20 protein-coding genes are annotated in these 18787 nt (G+C 41.3%); 5 read left to right on the top strand and 15 right to left on the bottom strand.

The window, feature by feature from the left end; translation table 11 throughout:
- Positions 1-69: 69 nt before the first annotated feature.
- The gene (locus H5163_RS05115) at positions 70-786 is read left to right on the top strand and encodes an SIMPL domain-containing protein (RefSeq protein WP_182731338.1); all 717 of its coding nucleotides are present in this window, start codon (positions 70-72) and stop codon (positions 784-786) included.
- Between the two features lie 2 nt (positions 787-788).
- On the opposite strand, the gene H5163_RS05120 is transcribed toward H5163_RS05115, so the two are convergent.
- The 8 genes from H5163_RS05120 to H5163_RS05155 form a co-directional block, all read right to left on the bottom strand.
- Positions 789-1487, bottom strand: a complete 699-nt coding sequence (locus H5163_RS05120) for a hypothetical protein (protein WP_182734559.1) — start codon at positions 1485-1487, stop codon at positions 789-791.
- A 138-nt stretch (positions 1488-1625) separates the two neighbouring features.
- A complete protein-coding gene (locus tag H5163_RS05125) occupies positions 1626-3458 on the bottom strand; it encodes a DUF885 family protein (RefSeq protein WP_182734560.1) in 1833 nt (610 codons plus the stop codon).
- Positions 3459-3539: 81 nt separating this feature from the next.
- Complete coding sequence (gene hemW, locus H5163_RS05130; RefSeq protein WP_182731341.1) at positions 3540-4676, bottom strand: radical SAM family heme chaperone HemW; 1137 nt, start codon at positions 4674-4676, stop codon at positions 3540-3542.
- Entirely contained in the window at positions 4673-5272 is a 600-nt protein-coding gene (locus H5163_RS05135) for an XTP/dITP diphosphatase (protein WP_145234920.1), read from the bottom strand. Before H5163_RS05135 ends, hemW begins: the two co-directional genes overlap by 4 nt.
- Before the next feature lie 3 nt (positions 5273-5275).
- Positions 5276-5719, bottom strand: coding sequence for a DUF4426 domain-containing protein (locus tag H5163_RS05140; RefSeq protein ID WP_145234922.1), 444 nt, complete (start codon positions 5717-5719; stop codon positions 5276-5278).
- A gap of 51 nt (positions 5720-5770) precedes the next feature.
- Positions 5771-6304 carry a YggT family protein gene (locus tag H5163_RS05145; protein ID WP_182734562.1) on the bottom strand — a complete coding sequence of 178 codons (534 nt, stop codon included), beginning with the start codon at positions 6302-6304 and terminating at the stop codon, positions 5771-5773.
- Positions 6305-6361: 57 nt separating this feature from the next.
- Positions 6362-7183 carry a pyrroline-5-carboxylate reductase gene (proC, locus tag H5163_RS05150; RefSeq protein WP_182731342.1) on the bottom strand — a complete coding sequence of 274 codons (822 nt, stop codon included), beginning with the start codon at positions 7181-7183 and terminating at the stop codon, positions 6362-6364.
- Between the two features lie 15 nt (positions 7184-7198).
- A complete protein-coding gene (locus H5163_RS05155; RefSeq protein WP_145234929.1) occupies positions 7199-7912 on the bottom strand; it encodes a YggS family pyridoxal phosphate-dependent enzyme in 714 nt (237 codons plus the stop codon).
- A gap of 2 nt (positions 7913-7914) precedes the next feature.
- On the opposite strand from H5163_RS05155, the gene H5163_RS05160 reads away from it, so the two are divergent.
- The 3 genes from H5163_RS05160 to H5163_RS05170 are packed head-to-tail and all read left to right on the top strand — an operon-like array spanning position 7915 to position 11018.
- Positions 7915-8955 (top strand): type IV pilus twitching motility protein PilT, encoded by a 1041-nt coding sequence (locus H5163_RS05160; protein WP_145234931.1) that lies wholly within the window; start codon positions 7915-7917, stop codon positions 8953-8955.
- A 19-nt stretch (positions 8956-8974) separates the two neighbouring features.
- The gene (locus tag H5163_RS05165) at positions 8975-10105 is read left to right on the top strand and encodes a PilT/PilU family type 4a pilus ATPase (RefSeq protein ID WP_145234933.1); all 1131 of its coding nucleotides are present in this window, start codon (positions 8975-8977) and stop codon (positions 10103-10105) included.
- 1 nt (position 10106) lies between these two features.
- Complete coding sequence (locus H5163_RS05170) at positions 10107-11018, top strand: hypothetical protein (RefSeq protein ID WP_145234935.1); 912 nt, start codon at positions 10107-10109, stop codon at positions 11016-11018.
- On the opposite strand, the gene ruvX is transcribed toward H5163_RS05170, so the two are convergent.
- From ruvX to H5163_RS05200, 6 genes are all read right to left on the bottom strand, one after another.
- Complete coding sequence (ruvX, locus tag H5163_RS05175; RefSeq protein ID WP_145234938.1) at positions 10981-11427, bottom strand: Holliday junction resolvase RuvX; 447 nt, start codon at positions 11425-11427, stop codon at positions 10981-10983. The two genes, H5163_RS05170 and ruvX, sit on opposite strands and share 38 nt — an antisense overlap.
- Before the next feature lie 36 nt (positions 11428-11463).
- Entirely contained in the window at positions 11464-12021 is a 558-nt protein-coding gene (locus tag H5163_RS05180; RefSeq protein WP_145234940.1) for a YqgE/AlgH family protein, read from the bottom strand.
- A gap of 27 nt (positions 12022-12048) precedes the next feature.
- Complete coding sequence (gene gshB / locus H5163_RS05185) at positions 12049-13002, bottom strand: glutathione synthase (RefSeq protein WP_145234942.1); 954 nt, start codon at positions 13000-13002, stop codon at positions 12049-12051.
- A gap of 54 nt (positions 13003-13056) precedes the next feature.
- Positions 13057-13791 (bottom strand): 16S rRNA (uracil(1498)-N(3))-methyltransferase, encoded by a 735-nt coding sequence (gene rsmE / locus H5163_RS05190; protein WP_182734564.1) that lies wholly within the window; start codon positions 13789-13791, stop codon positions 13057-13059.
- 105 nt (positions 13792-13896) lie between these two features.
- A complete protein-coding gene (locus tag H5163_RS05195) occupies positions 13897-14370 on the bottom strand; it encodes a hypothetical protein (RefSeq protein ID WP_145234946.1) in 474 nt (157 codons plus the stop codon).
- A 30-nt stretch (positions 14371-14400) separates the two neighbouring features.
- Positions 14401-15294 carry a hypothetical protein gene (locus H5163_RS05200; protein WP_145234948.1) on the bottom strand — a complete coding sequence of 298 codons (894 nt, stop codon included), beginning with the start codon at positions 15292-15294 and terminating at the stop codon, positions 14401-14403.
- A gap of 73 nt (positions 15295-15367) precedes the next feature.
- Here H5163_RS05200 and glnE point away from each other — a divergent pair, with 73 nt between their 5' ends.
- Positions 15368-18166 (top strand): bifunctional [glutamate--ammonia ligase]-adenylyl-L-tyrosine phosphorylase/[glutamate--ammonia-ligase] adenylyltransferase, encoded by a 2799-nt coding sequence (glnE, locus tag H5163_RS05205; RefSeq protein ID WP_145234950.1) that lies wholly within the window; start codon positions 15368-15370, stop codon positions 18164-18166.
- Here the strand turns inward: glnE and H5163_RS05210 are convergent.
- Positions 18163-18735 (bottom strand): TcpQ domain-containing protein, encoded by a 573-nt coding sequence (locus H5163_RS05210; protein ID WP_145234952.1) that lies wholly within the window; start codon positions 18733-18735, stop codon positions 18163-18165. The genes glnE and H5163_RS05210 overlap by 4 nt on opposite strands.
- Positions 18736-18787: the final 52 nt, after the last annotated feature.

Consider the following 18787-nt stretch of genomic DNA (forward strand, 5'->3'; position numbering starts at 1 on the left):
GTAACCTGTTTAAGTTGATTTTTCGAGCATCAAACCAACTTAACATTGATAATTATCAAAGGAACCTAAATGAATAAGCCAAATGGATATTACCAGTTGCTTGGCGCAGCTGTATTGAGTGTCGCTATACTTGGCTGCGGATGGATTTTAAAATCAGCAGCGCTTGATGTAAAAAATATGGAACGCACGGTTGAGGTTAAAGGATTAGCAGAGCGTGAAGTAACTGCTGATACAGTGATCTGGCCGGTACAATTTAGTGATGCGGACAATAACCTCGAAAAGTTAGTTGAACGAGTTGAGCAGAAAAATGCCGCAGTGATCGCTTTTTTAAAACTGCATGGCTTTGATGAACAAGAGATCAGCCAAGGTAGGCAATCAATTGTTGATAAACAAGCGCGCGAATATGGCGCTGATAATCAACAGTTTCGCTATATTGCCCGCGCAAATATTACCGTGTATTCGCAGCAGCCTGATAAAGTGCAAAACGCCTTAACTAAGGTGGGCCAGCTAGCCAAACAAGGTATTGCGATTGTGCAAGATAACTATGAAACCCGCATTGAATATTTGTTCTCTGGGCTAAACGATATAAAACCAGCAATGGTGCAAGAAGCAACCGAAAAAGCTCGCGAAGTGGCATTAAAATTTGCCAAGGACTCACAGTCAAAACTAGGTAAAATTCGCACCGCAAGACAAGGGCAGTTTAGTATAATCGACCGAGATTCAAACACTCCGCAGATAAAAAAAGTGCGAGTTGTAACCAGCGTTGAATATTATTTATCTGATTAATTTTATTTATGTTGTACAAGGTAGCGCTCAACTTGTTCTGTTTTACAGCGTAAGTAAGCGCCACTGAGCAGTATTTTATAGTCACTGAGTGGCTTTTCTGGGCTTGTTTGAGATAACGTGAGTAAGGCTTTTAAGAATGCGGTAGTGTTTATATTGCCCTGATTTTGTTTAAACTCAACTTCCATTAATGCCAGCAAGGCCGAAAATTCATGCTTTGGTAAGCTGTGTTGAGCTGGGTTGTTTGCAATGTAACTAGCAACTGGGGTCAGCCCGATATCATTAACTTGCGCTAATGCTTGCAGCAAGTTTTCGTTACTTTCAAATAGCATCAGTGAACGTACATAATTAAACGGTAAATTAGCCTCACTACACTCGCTAAATAAGCGGTGCAATACATTTTGCTGCTGTTGGTTTTGTTGTGTAAAACCATGATTGAACTTGAGACCAGGGGTAAAAAAACTTAATTGTTCGGTATTATTTAGCTGACTGATGATGGCTGTTGGTAGAGAGTGTTGAGTTAATATGCGTGTGGCGATATTTTGCAGATAAGTATATTTTACACTCATGCGTTGCGCACTGCTATATAAGTGCTGTAACTGCATGGCTTGTTGTATTGCAGATAAACTGGCAAAGCTATCAACAATGGCTTGCAACTGATGCTGCTGCATCTGTTGATTTAGTTGACTGATACATGTATCCATTGTTAATCCTATACGTTACGTGTATATCAATTGCTTTATCCTAGCGTAAAGCACTTGTTGGTCAAGTGTTTATCTATCTTTCAGGCAATAAAAAAGGCCGTAGATACGGCCTTTGTATATGTTATAAAGTAAGGATGCTTAAGCTGCTAGTTTGCTTGCAACCCATTCATCAACAAAGTTTTCAAGTACGTTTAGTGGCACTGCGCCATTTTTAAGTACTACATCGTGGAATTGGCGAATATCAAACTTATCGCCTAGTTTAACCTTGGCAGCTTCACGAAGTTCTAAAATCTTCAGCATACCTACTTTGTAAGCAGTTGCTTGCGAAGGCATTACAATGTGACGTTCAACCATTTTAACGCCGTCAGACGTCGCGTTTGGCGTGTTATTTACGTAGTAATCAATACCCTGTTGGCGAGTCCACTTCATTTCGTGGATACCAGTATCAACCACTAAGCGACATGCACGCCATAGTTCCATCGATAGACGGCCAAAGTCAGAATAAGGGTCTGCATACATGCCCATTTCTTTTGGTAATAACTCTGAGTACAAGCCCCAACCTTCGATATAGGCTGTGTAGCCACCGAATTTACGGAACTTAGGCACGCCTTCAAGCTCTTGCGAAATTGCAATTTGCATGTGGTGACCTGGAATACCCTCGTGATAAGCCAGCGCTTCCATTTGATACGTTGGCATTGCTTCCATGTCGTAAAGGTTAGCGTAGTAAACACCCGGGCGTGAACCATCTGGTGCAGGCTGTTGGTAGAATGCTTTACCAGCCGCTTTTTCACGGAATGCTTCAACACGCTTAACAATCATGTCGGCTTTAGGCTTAACAATGAATAGCTCATCTAAGCGTGATTTCATGGTGTTAATAAGTGCCGTGGCTTCGTCAAGGTATTGCTGCTTACCTGCTTCAGTATTAGGTAAGTAAAATTGCTTATCGGTTTTCATAAACTGCATAAAGGCTTTTAAATCGCCTTTAAAGCCAACTTTTTCTTTGATTTGGCGCATTTCGTCATGAATACGAGATACTTCAGCTAAACCGATGGTGTGGATTTCTTTAGCCGTTAAATCAGTAGTAGTAGTGCGCGCTAATGCGTTGTTGTAAAACGCTTCGCCATCAGGAAATTTCCAAGCACCATCACGATCATCAGCACGTTTTTCAAGCTGTGCTAAATAATTAATCAACTTAGAGTAAGAAGGTTTTACAGCCGCTTTAAGGGCTTTCTCAGCATCGCTGATCAATGCGTCTTTATCAGTTTGAGCAATTTCAAGCTTAGCAACTTTACGTTTAAAGTCGGCAAGTAAGGTGGAATCATCACCTTGTTCAAATGGCGCACCGTGAATGATATTTTTGCTTGAATCAATCACATGTGGGAATACAAATTTAGGAGCGATAATGCCTTTATCAGCACGTACTTCTAAATCGGTGATCAGTTGATCAATAACCGTGGTTACGCCATTTAAACGCGAGATATAGGCTTTGGCATCGGTAACATCAGAAATCTGGTGTTGGTTGATTAAAAAGGCCGGGATCATCGAGTGAGTACCAAACATTTGGTTCACTGGGTAGTTATGATAGCGCCATTTAAAATCAGCAATGCTGTTTTCAAGGTCTTGCTTTTTAAGGTCATAACTAACTTTTGTGGTGTCATCTAGGAGTTCGCGGTTAATAGCGTTTAATACCACTAAATCATCTTTTGTTTGTTGATGATCTTTCAGTACGCGCGCTTCGCTACCGTCATCCCATTTGTCGTAGTCTTGTTTGATACCCATGTATGTTTGATAAACAGGGCTGCTCATCACATCACGGTTAAAAGTATCTTCGAAGAACGCATTCGCTTTGTCTATTTCGCTTTGTACAGGTTGTGCTTGTACAGTTGGCGTGCTTTGTTGCTCTGGTGTTTGCTGGCAACCACCTAGCAGTGCAATACTCACTGCGGCGGCGATAAAGGTTAGTTTACGCATGTTTTCCCTTTTGTTGTTAGAAACCATTGAAGGTTATTAATTATTATTAGTGTGTATTTGTTAGTAAAGTTTGGGTCGTTATTACACAAACAATTCTAGCAGGTCATTTAAAAAACGATGACCTTTTTGGCTTACCTGCCAGTGACTATCCGTTTGCTTAAGCAAACCCTTGGCAATGGCTTGTTGCAGCGCATCAGCTTGGCTTTGCAGCGGTAACTGAGTTAAGGCTGTAAAGTCACTAATTGGGCAGGCTTCAAATAACCGTAAGCGATTCATAAAGAATTCAAACGGTAAGTCGTGCTGTTCAACTGGCCACTGTTTAAATAAATAGGGCTTAGCTAAATCCATATAACCGCGAGGATGTTTTACTTTCTCTGTGCGGGTAATGATGCCTGTTTTAGCATCGGTTACCTTACCATGGGCACCACAACCAATGCCTAAATAATCGCCAAAGCGCCAATAATTTAGGTTGTGTTGACATTGGTAGCCAGGTTTTGCATAGCCGGAAATTTCATATTGCTGATAACCTGCCTCAGTAAGTAAGGCTTGGCCTTGCTCTTGAATATCCCATAAGGTGTCATCGGCCGGTAACGTTGGCGGTTTAGAGGCAAATTGGGTATTGGCCTCAATCGTTAACTGATACCACGAAATATGTGGCGGATTAAGGGCGATGACTTTTTTCAAGTCGCTCAGCGCATCAGCAACAGATTGCCCCGGTAAGCCATGCATTAAATCAAGATTAAAGCTATTTAAACCTGCTTCATGAGCTTGCTCTGCGGCATATATGGCTTCATCGGCACCGTGAATACGCCCCAACGCTTTGAGCTTGTCGTCTTGCATGCTTTGCACACCAATCGAAATACGATTAATGCCAGCTGCCACATAGTCTTTAAAGCGGCCTGTTTCAACCGTACCGGGGTTGGCTTCTAAGGTGATCTCGCAGTTTTCACTTAGGCCAATTAATGAATCCACCGCCGTTAATAAATTAACGTAGGCCTCACCGGTTAATAAGCTAGGCGTGCCACCACCGATAAAGATTGAATGAATTTTACGTCCTTGCACTAAGTGCAGATCGGTTTTTAAATCATCAATTAAATGCTGCACATATTCCTTTTCAGGGAGCTCACCTTTTTGACCGTGACTATTAAAATCACAATACGGGCACTTTTGCACACACCAAGGGACGTGCACATATAAACTTAATGGTGGTAAATTCACAGGCCGCCTTTGAGCTTAAGCTCAGACAATAAACGTTGTAACGCCTGACCACGATGGCTAACTGCATTTTTTTGCTGTTTAGTCAGTTGCGCACTGGTGCATTCAAGTTCTGGCACATAAAAAATAGGGTCGTAACCAAAACCACCTTGGCCGTTTTGGGCTAAGGTAATTTGACCTTCCCAGCTCGCACTGCAAATCAGTGGGGTAGGGTCATCAGCATGACGCATTAATACCAGCACACACCAAAAGCGCGCACTGCGGTTTGGGTTGTCAGCAAGTTCGCTTAATAATTTATCAATATTATCTTGATCGCTAGCGCCTTCTCCGGCATAGCGAGCTGAGTAAACGCCAGGGGCGCCGTTAAGGCCATCAACCTCCAATCCTGAGTCGTCAGCAATAGCTGGTAGCCCAGTTATTTTTGCAGCATGGCGAGCTTTGATAATAGCGTTTTCAACAAAGGTGGTGCCTGTTTCTGCTACTTCTGGCACATTAAAATCGCTTTGTGGCACAACGTTTATTTCAAGCGGGTTTAGCATTTGCGCCAATTCGTTGACCTTACCCGGATTGCCAGTGGCTAACACTAAAGTTTTTTTCATGAATTAATCTACGTAAAATTTTTGCTGGAACTGCAGCTTTTGAAATTGATTACCTTGTTGTATTTCAATTTCAAAGCGCAGAATTTCTTCGTTAGTAAAATCAACTTGCGCGAGGTAATAAATTGCATCGCCTTCGATGACTTCTTTGAAATCTAAGGTTTGCTTATTACCAAGTAGGTTTTTAGCAGTGCCTTTAAGAATGGCGGTTTGCGCTGTGGCATCGGTATCTTTTTTAAGGATTGAAATATTTACAATGCCCTTATAACCACTACGTTCTAGGCCATAGGTTTTAGCTATTTGTGGTTGAATAAAGGTTGACGGAAATGCAATGTAATGTACTTGCCATGGACCTAGTTCTTTGTATTGTGCGCCTTGCATTTGTTCACTGTGAGCACTAAAGGTAATGCCTGCCAGTGCAAAAAATAAAATACTTGCGAGCTTTTTCATAAATGACTCTTAAAAAAAGAGGCCTAGTAGGCCTCTGTGTTAATGATAAGGTTAGCCGATTAAATCCATAAACAGAAACTGGGCAAATTGCAGCGCGATAATCAACACTAAAATTGATAGATCTAAGCCGCCCAGTGGCGGTAACACTTTACGAATAGGTCTTAACATTGGTTCAGTTAGCTGCTGAAATACCGCTTCTACTGGATTGTTGCCTTGGCTTACCCAGCTTAATAACGCGCGAATAACTAATACCCAAAACAACAAGTTTAAGCCTTCTTTAATCACCGTTTCTAGCGCATCTAACAGTACAAATCCAACTTCCCATGTCGCGCCTACTAAAAATATCAGCGCAGTAGTTTTTGCAGCAGCGACAATGAACGCCAGTAATAACGAAGCTAAGTCTAGACCACCTAACCCTGGAATAATTTTACGCAGTGGATTAACAGCAAATGAAGTAGCTTTGACCACAAACTGACTCAACGGATTGTAAAAATCAGCCTTGGCGGCTTGTAGCCAAAAGCGCATTAATACGACCATTAAAAATAGATCGAATAGTGTGCTTATTAAAAATTGCATGGCGTTCATAACGTACCTTAATTAAAAACCTTAAACATAAATAGGGCTAAAAGCAGCAAAGTGCTTTTAAAGTTCTTGTTCCATTTGCTCTGCGCGAGCAATACAGGCATCCATTGCATCGGCGACAGTGTTAGTCAGACCGTGTGCTTTTAAATGTTCAACGGCTGCATGCGTGGTACCACCTTTTGATGTCACATTAGCACGCAATTGTGAAATACTAATCTCAGGCTGAGATAGTGCCATTTCAGCTGCACCTAATGCTGTTTGCTGTACTAAGCGACGTGCGTCTTCACCGCTAAAGCCAAGTGCTTTGGCTTTTTCTTCTATGGCTTCCATAAATAAGAAAAAGTAAGCCGGTGATGACCCCGTAACAGCAATAACATCGTTAATTTGTGACTCTTGCTCAACCCATACCGCAATACCTGTACATTCAAATACTTGTTGCACAAAAGTGTGTTCTTGCTCGGTTTCGCCAGCACCAAATAAACCTGATACACCGCGCCCTAATAAAGACGGGGTATTTGGCATACAACGTACCATCTTAACGTCTTGTCCGAGCATTTCACGTAACCGCTTAACCGTTAAGCCTGCGGCGACAGAAATAAATAGCTTATCGCTAAAGTCGATACCCGAATCTTGAAATGATTGACATAAATCACCCATCATTTGCGGCTTTACAGACAACACAATAACATCGGCATCGCGCAGTGCTTGGTTATTATCTGCGGTGGTTTTAACCCCGAAATCCGCTGCTACCTTAGCGAGTTTTTCTTGGTTACGATTTGTTGCAATAATACTCGATGCAGCAAATCCTTTTTTTACCATGCCGCCAATAATGGCGTAGCTCATATTACCTGTGCCTATGAATGCAATTGTTTTATCTGACATATCTTAGTTATCACCTTAGCTTCGTTGGCCAAAAATATCCGTGCCGATGCGTACCATGGTTGAGCCTGCTGCAATCGCAGCTTCGACATCACCACTCATCCCCATCGACAGGGTGTCTATTTGAGGATATTGGGCTTTAAGTCTATCAAAGCAAGCACGTAATTGCTCAAAATATTGTATTTGTTGCTGTGGATCGTCAGTTTTTGCTGGGATTGCCATGACACCACGCAATTCTAAATGCGGGCAATGGTGAATAAATTCAGCGAGGCTTGCAAGTTTATCGGGGTGGCAGCCTGATTTTGAGTCCTCTAAGCTGATATTTACTTGGATCAGTACTTTTAAAGGGGCTTTATCTGCGGGCCTTTGATCGTTTAAACGTTGCGCTATTTTTTCACGTTCAATACTTTGCACCCAATCAAAGTGGCTGGCAACAAGGGCGGTTTTATTTGATTGAATAGGGCCAATGAAATGCCAAACAATATCGCTATAATTTGCTAATTGGGTTATTTTATCAACAGCTTCTTGAACGTATGATTCACCAAATTCTCGGTGACCTTGTTGATAAGCCGCTAGAATGAAATCAGCAGGTTTGGTTTTTGATACTGCCAACAAGCAGACATCGTGCTCATTACGATGATATTTTTTTGCCGCTAAGGCAATTCTAGCATAGGCGGACTTAAGTCGTTCTGCTATTGTAACCATATAATTATCAGTTAGTTGTGGAGTCATAAATGGATATTACCGAATTGTTGGCCTTTAGTGTGCAGCACAAAGCATCAGATTTACACTTATCATCAGGGGTTGCGCCAATGATCCGTGTTGATGGTGATGTGCGACGTATTAATATACCAGCGCTGGAAAACAAAGATGTTAACAGCCTAGTTTACGATATTATGAACGATAATCAACGCAAGGACTATGAACAAAACCTTGAAGTGGATTTTTCGTTTGAAGTGCCAAACTTAGCACGTTTTCGTGTTAATGCCTTCAACTCAAATCGAGGCCCCGCAGCTGTATTTCGTACCATTCCCAGTGAAGTGCTGACGCTTGATGATTTAGGTGCGCCAGATATATTTAAAACAATCTCAGATACGCCGCGTGGTTTAGTGTTGGTAACAGGACCTACAGGCTCTGGTAAATCGACCACATTGGCTGCGATGGTGGATCATATAAATCAACACAAGCATCATCATATTTTAACCATCGAAGATCCCATCGAGTTTGTGCACGACAATAAACTGTCGTTGATTAATCAACGTGAAGTGCATCGCGATACGCATAGTTTTTCTAATGCATTGCGCAGTGCTTTACGTGAAGATCCAGACGTAATTTTGGTTGGTGAGCTACGTGATTTAGAAACTATTCGCCTTGCCATGACTGCTGCTGAAACCGGCCATTTAGTATTTGGTACATTGCATACTACGTCAGCCCCGAAAACCATTGACCGTATTATCGATGTGTTTCCTGGTGAAGAAAAAAGTATGATCCGCTCAATGCTTTCAGAGTCATTACGCGCAGTTATTTCACAAACCCTGTTGAAAAAAATTGGTGGCGGGCGAGTCGCAGCACATGAAATCATGATTGCAGTGCCTGCGATCCGTAACCTTATCCGCGAAGATAAAATTGCGCAAATGTATTCGTCCATTCAAACTGGCGCATCGCATGGTATGCAAACCATGGATCAGTGTTTAATCAATTTAGTGAATCACGGTGTTGTTACCAATGCTGAAGCGCGTGCTAAAGCACAAGATAAAAATAATTTCGGCGGCTAGGCCCGAGTAAGGAGCAGTAATGACACATTCTCTTGATTACTTTTTACATTTGATGATTGAAAAGCAAGGTTCGGATTTATTCGTATCGAGCCAATTGCCAGTCAGCGCAAAGATTAATGGCGAGCTAATTGCACTTGGCGACGAAAAAATATCAGACGAAGAGTCGCTGCAATTAGTTGAATCAGCGATGAGTGAAAAACAAAAAGCAGAGTTTCATAATACTAAAGAGTGCAACTTTGCCATAGCTACCGATGAAGGGCGCTTTAGGATCTCGGCATTTTGGCAACGAGATTGCGCGGGTATGGTTATTCGCCGTATTGTTACGCAAATTCCTGATGTTGCTGAGCTTGGTCTACCGTCGACATTGACTGATGTGATCATGGCTAAACGTGGTTTAGTGCTGTTTGTTGGTGGTACTGGCACCGGTAAATCAACGTCGTTGGCTGCATTATTAGGTTACCGTAATCGTAATCAACGTGGGCATATCTTGACCATTGAAGACCCTATTGAGTTTGTCCATGAACATCGCAAAAGTATTATTACTCAGCGTGAAGTTGGCTTAGATACGGAAAGTTTTGAGGCGGCGTTAAAAAGCTCATTACGCCAAGCCCCCGATGTCATTTTAATTGGTGAAATACGTTCGCAAGAGACCATGGAATACGCACTTAGTTTTGCTGAAACCGGTCATTTATGTGTTGCTACATTACATGCCAATAACGCTAACCAAGCAATTGACCGTATTATGCATTTAGTGCCTAAAGAAAAGCACGATAAGCTAAAATATGATCTATCCTTAAACTTACGAGCTATCATAGCACAACAACTAGTGCCTACAGCCGATGGCAATGGTCGAGTAGCTGCTATCGAAATTTTATTGAATACCCCGATTATCGGCGAGCTTATCAAAAAAGGCGACATTGGCGGCATTAAAGAAGCCATGGCTAAAGCGAAAGATATGGGTATGCAAACCTTTGATCAAGCGTTATTTGAGCTCTATAAACAGCAACGTATCAACTATGCAGATGCTTTGCATCACGCTGACTCACCTAACGATTTACGTTTGATGATTAAGCTTCGAAATAATGAACAGCAAGGGGCTGGTTTTTTACAGGGAGTAACAATTGACGGGTTAGAACCTAAAGGTCAGTAGTATGAAAAAACGCATAAAATGGTTACTTGTAACAGTTAGTTTTTATGTTGTTAGTAACTCATTTTTTGCGATGGCGACAGATCAATCGATTGCTATTTTTATCCGAGATGACGTGCATTATGATTACACACATTTTTTAGCCGGTAGAGCACCGCAGGATATTACTGATTTTAGTGGTCGATTTATACGTCGCGATGTAGTTGATATGATCATTGCCCAACAAGCCTTGTACTTGGGGGGCTTTAATAAAACTTTCAGTTATCAAATTGGTAAAATTAATTTTCGTAATACCAAACTGTTAGAAAAAGGTGAGCTACTGATCAGCTTTGATAGTTATTGGTATGAAGATGCCAAATCACTAGCAGATAAAGTGTATATCAGCGATGAGCTGATCCGTAAAGGCGAGTATTTTGCGGGGATTTTTACTTCTCCAAACAATAAAAAAGTATTTCAGCTGCAGCACCTGTCAGATTTTAATCAACTAACTAGTGTGTCTACGCCGCGTTGGCGTACAGATTGGAAAACTTTATCGCAATTACCATTAAAAGATCTAGTTGCAGAGGATGAATGGCTCAGTCAAGTGCGTATGGTATCGATGCAATGGATTGATTTTATGTTAATGCCACTGATGCCACAGATGGGTAACCAATATGTACTTGAAGATATTGTTTTGCAAGCGGTACCTAATGTGCTGATATTATTAGATGATAGTCGTCATTTTGTAATATCAAAACGCCATCCTGATGGCGCTCAGGCTTTTAAAGCGTTGCAAAAAGGCTTAAAGATATTACGAGAACAAGGTGCGATAGAAAAAGCCTATCGCCAAGCTGGATTTATTCCTGAACTGAGTGAGCAGCTTATTATAAACCTACCGCTTACCCGTAAGCTTGTTCAAAGAAGCTTTCCAAAATAATAACAGCCGACATATTATCCACATTTCCTTTACCTAAGCTACGGTAACCGCCTTGCTCAAATAATCGTGCTTTTGCATCTGCTGTGGTTAAACGTTCGTCTTGGGTCTCTACAGGCAGTCCATAGTGATTATGTAAGCGGTTGGCAAACTTTTTAGCTTTAAAGGTGACTTCTTGATTTGTGCCATCCATATTAAGCGGTAATCCAACCACCAGTAAATCAGGTTGCCACTCATCGACATGCTTTTTAATAAAATCCCAATTTGGAATACCATCTTTGGCTTTGATAGCGCTTAGGCTCGATGCGGTTCCTGTTAGTTCTTGGCCGATAGCAACACCAATGCTGGTGGTGCCAAAATCAAAGCCCATCACGGTGCGTTCACCTTTGGGCTTTAGTTGTTTTTTAGTCATGCTATCTCTGTGCTTTAAAATTGTGGTTGACCACGCTTATGCGTGGCCAGCTTCCGAACTTAATTGGCTAATATCAAAACCGAGCGTCGCGACTGCTTTTTCCCAGCGTTGCTCTATCGGTGTGTTAAAAATAATCTCAGGATCGGCTTTTATAATTAGCCATGAATTTTCGAGTAGCTCTTGTTCGAGCTGGCCTTGCTCCCAACCCGCATAGCCCAGTGTAATAATAAACTGTTCTGGTGCTTGGGCTGTGGTTAAACTTGCCAACACATCTTTGGATGTGGTTATCATGATTTCGCTGCTAAGTTCTTGGCTTGCGCTATAACCTGCTTTTGGAGAATGCAGTACAAAACCACGATCGGTTTTTACAGGTCCTCCAGCAAATACTGCAACACTTGCTGCGTGGGTGGATTTGTCGTTATCAATCTCTATTTTGTCGAGCAAGTCGCCGACTGTAATATTGATCGGCTGGTTGATCACCAGCCCCATAGCCCCGTCTTCATTGTGCTCACAAATATACGCGACAGCACGTTTAAAAAAAGGGTCTTGCATTGATGGCATTGCGATTAAAAAATGATTTTCTAATGATTGCATAACGATACCCCTTTATTGTTAGTAAATTTAAGTATGGCTCAGTTTTCTTTCTATGGCATCAAATAAGCGCCCAGTAATTGAAATATCATAGGCAGCTTCGATTTCTTTTACGCAAGTAGGTGCTGTAACATTAATTTCTGTTAGCTTATCACCAATGATATCAAGACCTACAAAAATAAGCCCTTTAGCTTTTAATGTTGGTGCAACGGCTTCGGCAATTCTACGATCTGAATCACTGATTGGGCGTGCTTCACCACGACCGCCAACAGCTAAATTACCACGTGTTTCACCATTTTGTGGAATGCGGGCTAGGCAATATGGGATCACTTCGCCATCGACCACCAATACGCGTTTATCACCTTGTTTGATCTCTGGGATATAGTTTTGTGCCATGGCAAAACGGCTACCGTGTTCGGTGAGTGTTTCGCAAATAACCCCAATGTTGGCATCATTTTCAGTCACACGGAAAATAGAGGCGCCACCCATACCATCTAAAGGTTTTAGAATGATGTCTTTATGTTCAGCCAAAAATGCGCGGATCTGGTGCTTACAACGGGTTACTAAAGTGTCAGGTGTATGCTCACTAAACCATGCGGTGAATAACTTTTCGTTCGCATCACGCAGGCTTTGTGGCTTATTAATAATAAGCGTGCCTTCAAGTTCGGCGCGTTCTAAAATATAGGTTGCGTAAATGTACTCAGTATCAAACGGTGGATCTTTACGCATTAAAATAACATCTAAATCAGCAAGTGCGATACTGGCTTTTTCTTCCAGCTCATACCAATGGTTTGTATCGTCGAACACGGTTGCTTTTGCGGCTGTGGCATACGCTTTGCCTTTACGCAATGAAAGATCATTCATTTCCATGTAGTAAATTTCATAGCCACGGCTTTGGGCTTGCATCATCATTGCAAAACCGGTGTCTTTTTTGATGTTGAATCCGCTGATCGGATCTGAAATTATACCTAACTTAATTGCCATGTTCGTTGCCTTACTGAATCTGTTGCTATTGATATGAGGGTGGTTTTACTAATTTCAATTAGCTAAATCGCCAAATTGTAGCTGTAGTGCACTTAAGACTGTCAAAGCGGCAGTTTCAGTGCGCAGCACGCGTGGACCGATACGGATATCAACAAAATTTTGTTGTTTGGTCTGGGCAATTTCATCATCAGTGAAGCCACCTTCAGGACCAACTAAAAACCGCACGCCAGCGCTAGGTACTTCGATTGTTTTAATACTGTGCTCTGCACGAGGGTGTAGGGTAAGCTTAATTTCATCACTGCTTTGTGCAAGCCATTGGCTGATGTCTATCGGTGGATGAATCGTGGTGATTCGGTTACGACCAGATTGCTCTGCTGCAGCAATCGCTATTTTTTGCCATTGCTGGTGTTTTTTTGCAAGTCGCTCGGCGCTTAATTTAACGCCACAGCGTTGACTGAAAATAGGGGTGATTTCAGTGATCCCTAATTCAACAGACTTTTGAATGGTAAAGTCCATTTTGTCACCGCGAGAAATCCCTTGGCCTAGGTGAATGCTCAGCGGTGATTCAACATCTTTTTCATTAAATTCAAGCGGCATTGCAACGACTGATTTTTTTCCTACTTCAATGAGTTCGCAAAGATATTCGCCGCCTTGGCCATTAAACAACGAGATATGCTCACCGACTTTCATCCGTAATACGCGACCTATGTGGCCTGATGCATCATCTTCTAACTGAAGTGCAGTGGCAATTACAATAGGACTTGCTTGATAAATATGAGGAACTCTCATGATGACCTTCAACAAAAATAGCTAATATCGTTATGGTATGTAAGTCATCTCTTCGGTGCAAATACTTATTGTGAGTCAGTGATAATTAGTTAAGTTTTATTTTAACTAATTATTAAGCTTTTCACATAATGCGTCTAAATTTTGCGGTGTTTCGGCTATTTCGGTTTGACATGATAAGTGATTGTTTTGTGCTAAGTCTGTGACTGGTTCAAACAGGTATCCATCATCAATCTCTTTAATTAAAAACCGTACAGAATGTAAAGAATTGAATATAAATCGTTGTTTATCATCAGCTAATAAATAATCCGTTTGATTGTATAGTACACCGGCAATATCATGGTGTTCATGTAAATAACTCGCCAGTTCTGACACGCTAATTTCATTACTAAAGTCGCAGTAGCAATAATCTTTGATCAACTGGTCAAACATTAATTTAACCAAGTGACGGGTATTTGCACCAGCAACAACAAGGGTACTTGGACTGGTGCCGTGTGGCTGAGCAAAATAATGTTCAGTGAATTGCCGGCTGAATTCACTGTCGTTATCGATCAGTAGATAGTTATTTACTTCAAACGGCATAAGGCCCCACGTATTACGTCATTTTCAATATTAAATTGAAAACATACTTATTAGTAAATAGCCTATAGCGCTGAAAACAGCAAATTCAATGCAAGCTATTCCAATATTATCCTGATGATCAATTTCAAGCTCAGTATCAATGTTTGGCAGAGAGATGAACTTGATTATAGTCGTTAATAGATACAGTAATAACCACATAGTTCCGCAATGTAAAGCTAATGTGAATAAATTCTCAACCATTTTACCACTGTGAAAAGTGGCACTGGCAAGACCCGCATAGATAGCTAATGCAAGGCCAATGGATTTACCGGCATAACGAATGCCAATAGAGGTGTTTTCTAAATTAAAGTTACTTTGTAATGACGCCCCTTGATTGGCGCGAGCAAAGCGATATTCACGGAATTTACTGTCTAAGGCAAAAATAGTTTGCAGTAAAAAGAAGCTGACAAAGGCAATTAGTAAGCTGCTAAACCCTTGGGTATGAGACCAGCTGTATAGCCCTAATGTAATAATACAGTTAGCGATCAACATGCCTGAATCTACCAAAGCGGCACAGACATTTTGTTTTAGTATGGCGGCTTCTTCATTAAAGCGGTGCAAGATCCACTTGCGGTGGATCAAGTGGCCTACTTTAATAAAAGTAAACAACAGAACTATCAGTACAATCATCTTAAGCGGGTTTGATTGGGCTGCACTGATACTAATTTCATCAAATAAAAATGCTACAGTCGCGATCACTACACTAATTTCTGACGCAAAACTAATTCCTAGAGCAAAATTGTCATGTTGAGCAAGTTCTTCTTTTAATGCTTGTTTAGCCTTGAGTTGACTCACTACCCGCAAACAAATAACAGCTAAACAAATAACCATAAAACAGATAGCAATCGCGAGTAAACTAGTGTTAGATAAAGATAAATATGACATTGAGAACCTAGGGTGGTTATTATTATGTTAACTATTCTAGTACGGTTACGACTGATATAAAAGAGAGTATTTGATGACACCAGGCGAACAACTCCCAACAGCACTGCATGGCTTAGGCAGCGAACGTTTTTTTCAGCTATATCCAGAGCTTCCTGCTAATGAATTAATTATTAATTTGTTAGGTTTGAGTGACTTCGCCTGGCGTTGCCTGCAATCTCAGCCGCAGTTAATTGAGATGTTGCTCAGTGATACTCAAATGAGTTTGCGAGATAGTCCTAACCCATTTCAAGACTTAAATCTTACCGAGGTTGATGAAGCGCAGTGCCATAAAATTTTACGCCGTTACCGGGAACGCTATTGGCTAAAAGTAGCGTGTTTAGATTTATGTTACAGCAATGATATAGCCGATAGTATTGGCTATATCTCGGCTTTAGCCGATCAGCTAATTGATAGTGCCAATAACTGGGCATTTGCTCAGGTTGCTCAGATTAATGGGCAACCATTCGATGAGCAACAACAGCCTCTGGCGATGTTGGTATTAGGAATGGGTAAGTTAGGTGGCCAAGAACTTAACTATTCGTCAGATATCGATTTAATTTTTTCTTATCCACGTAGTGTAAAAACTCAAGGTGGGCGGCGCTCTTTAGAAGCGCAAGTGTTTTACACTAAAGTGGCACAAAAGCTGATTGCCGCACTTAATCAAACAACGGTTGATGGACAAGTATTTAGGGTCGATATGCGGCTGCGACCTTTTGGTGAAAGTGGCCCCTTGGTGATGAGTTTTAATGCCATGGAAGATTACTACCAAGATCAAGGCCGTGAGTGGGAACGCTATGCCATGCTCAAAGGACGTTTAATTGGCCCTCAAACGGGCTATTGTGATGAATTTTATCAGTTATTAAAGCCTTTTGTGTATCGTCGCTATATCGATTTTTCAGTGATTGAATCGCTGCGTAAAATGAAGCAAATGATAGCTCAAGAAGTACGCCGTAAGCGCTTAACCAACAATATAAAACTAGGCGCTGGTGGAATTCGTGAGGTCGAGTTTGTGGTGCAAGCATTGCAAATGGTACGAGGTGGGCGTGAAGCCAATTTACAAACACAATCATTACAAAAAGCGTTAGCTGAATTAGTAAATATTCAAGTTATTGGCGCAGATGAAGCAAAATTATTACGCCACAATTATTTGTTTTTAAGGCGAGTTGAGCAATATTTACAGATTTTTGCAGATCAACAAACGCAAACATTGCCAGATGATGCCTTGAGCCAACAACGATTAAATTACCTGTTAGAGCAGAGTGACTTCAGCGCATCTTTAGCGCAAATAAATGATATTATGGCTGGCATACACAGTGAATTTGAACAAGTTATTGGTTATGAAAGTGAGCCTGTTGATCCTTGCGAAAGTGCTTTTATAAGTGCTTGGGAACACACCGATATTAGTGTTTTAACCGACCCAAATGATGCATGGCAAATACCATTAGAAGATTTTAAAGCCCGCTTAACGAAAACTAAAATTGGTCATCGTGGCCGTGATATTCTCGATAAACTCATGCCATTAATGCTAAAGCAACTATCAGACAGTCAAGCAAGTGGTGACGTATTTAGTATGATCTGCCAAGTATTAAGCAAGGTTATTTCACGAACAGCCTATTTAGAGTTGCTGTTTGAAAACCAAGGCGCGTTAAAACAGCTTGTTTCGTTGTGTTGCCATAGTAAATGGATTGGTGAGCATATTTCGCGTTACCCGATTTTACTTGATGAGCTTATCGATCCTGCGGTGCTGTATAAGCCTACACCACTGACTGCATATAAAGACGAAATACGACAGTATTTTTTACGAATTGATAGCGCAGACTTAGAACAGCAAATGGAAGCACTGCGTCAGTTTAAACAAACCCATCAACTACGTATTGCTGCCGCTGATGCAACCGGTGTGTTAGATGTAATGAAAGTAAGCGATCATTTAACAGCATTAGCCGAAGCGATAGTTGAGCAAGCGGTGAACCTTGCTTGGCAGCAAATGGCGCAGCGTTTTGGTATTCCGCCCAATACTGATGAAGAGCACAAGGGCTTTGCCGTAATAGCTTATGGTAAAACCGGTGGTTTTGAAGTGGGTTATGATTCTGATCTCGATTTAGTCTTTGTACATAATAGTGATGGCTCAGAGCAAACTAATGGCACTAAAGCGATTGATTCACGGCAGTTTTATTTAAAATTAGCACAGCGACTAATGCATTTATTTAATACTCGTACGGCGTCGGGCATTTTATATGAACTAGATACGCGGTTACGCCCAGAAGGTGCCTCAGGGTTAATGGCAATCAATCTTGAGAGCTTTAACCACTATCAGCAAACGCAAGCTTGGACATGGGAACATCAAGCGCTAGTGCGTTCTCGGATGATTTTTGGGCAACCCGAATTACAGCAGCGCTTTGCGCAAATTCGCTTAGGCATTTTGTGCCAGCAGCGCGACCCGCAAAAGCTTAAAGAAGATGTGATCATCATGCGTGAAAAAATGCGCACACATTTAGCGAAAGGCAACGATATTGAGTTTGATTTAAAACAAGATACTGGCGGCATTGCTGATATTGAGTTTCTGACTCAATATTTAGTGCTTGATAACGCTTATAGCTTAGAGCAACTAACTACTTACTCAGACAACGTAAGGATTTTAACCGATGCAGCAAGGCTTGGTTGTATTAGTGATGAGATCAAGCAAGGGCTTATTACAGCCTATATTGATTATCGCTCGCGTTATCATGTGTTGAGCCTAGATCAGCAGGGACGTTGTGTAACAAAAGCTGAATTTGCGAAAGACATCGCATTTGTTACACAAGCATGGCAGCAGATATTTGAGTTAAGCGCTTAACTTCTTAGGCGCTTACAGTTTTCGCGCACATATTCAGAGGGCAGCTCGGTTATCACGGCTGCTCGCTGTTTAAAACAAAAGAAGGTATAAACTTCGTTTTCAAAGTCATCATTGATCGCCCGGCCAACTTGATAAAGTGTTGAATTAAAATTGCTATCCACTCTAAAGTGTTCTTTGATCACATAGTCTTTACTTAAATACCAATACAGAACGATATCTTCATCGCGTGCGTAATCAGTTAACACTTTTTTTAAAGTCGAGCCATTTTCAAAGCGTCTCGGCATTAATTCACCAGTCCAATTTGGTGAGGATGGTTCAACAACTTTAGCGCGCTCGGTCAGCGCCGCATCTATATTTATATCCGGATTAGCTAATTTAAGTACGTATTTATCGCGTTCATTGCTTTTATTTACTTGGTTGCGTAATGATGAATAAAAACGTGATAAACCTTGCGCAGCCGCATTTTTGGTATCTTTCATGTCCATGACTGGACCATGGCCTAATAAAAAATAAATTGCTGCGGCAATTAAAATAGCAGCTAATGATAAATGCTTAACCCAAAACCACATGGCTCATACTCTTGTATTTGTATTTACTAATAAAAGCATATTACAATGCTGT

The sequence above is a fragment of the Pseudoalteromonas sp. SG44-8 genome (genome assembly GCF_014164125.1).
In the GTDB taxonomy this organism is placed as follows: domain Bacteria; phylum Pseudomonadota; class Gammaproteobacteria; order Enterobacterales; family Alteromonadaceae; genus Pseudoalteromonas; species Pseudoalteromonas rhizosphaerae.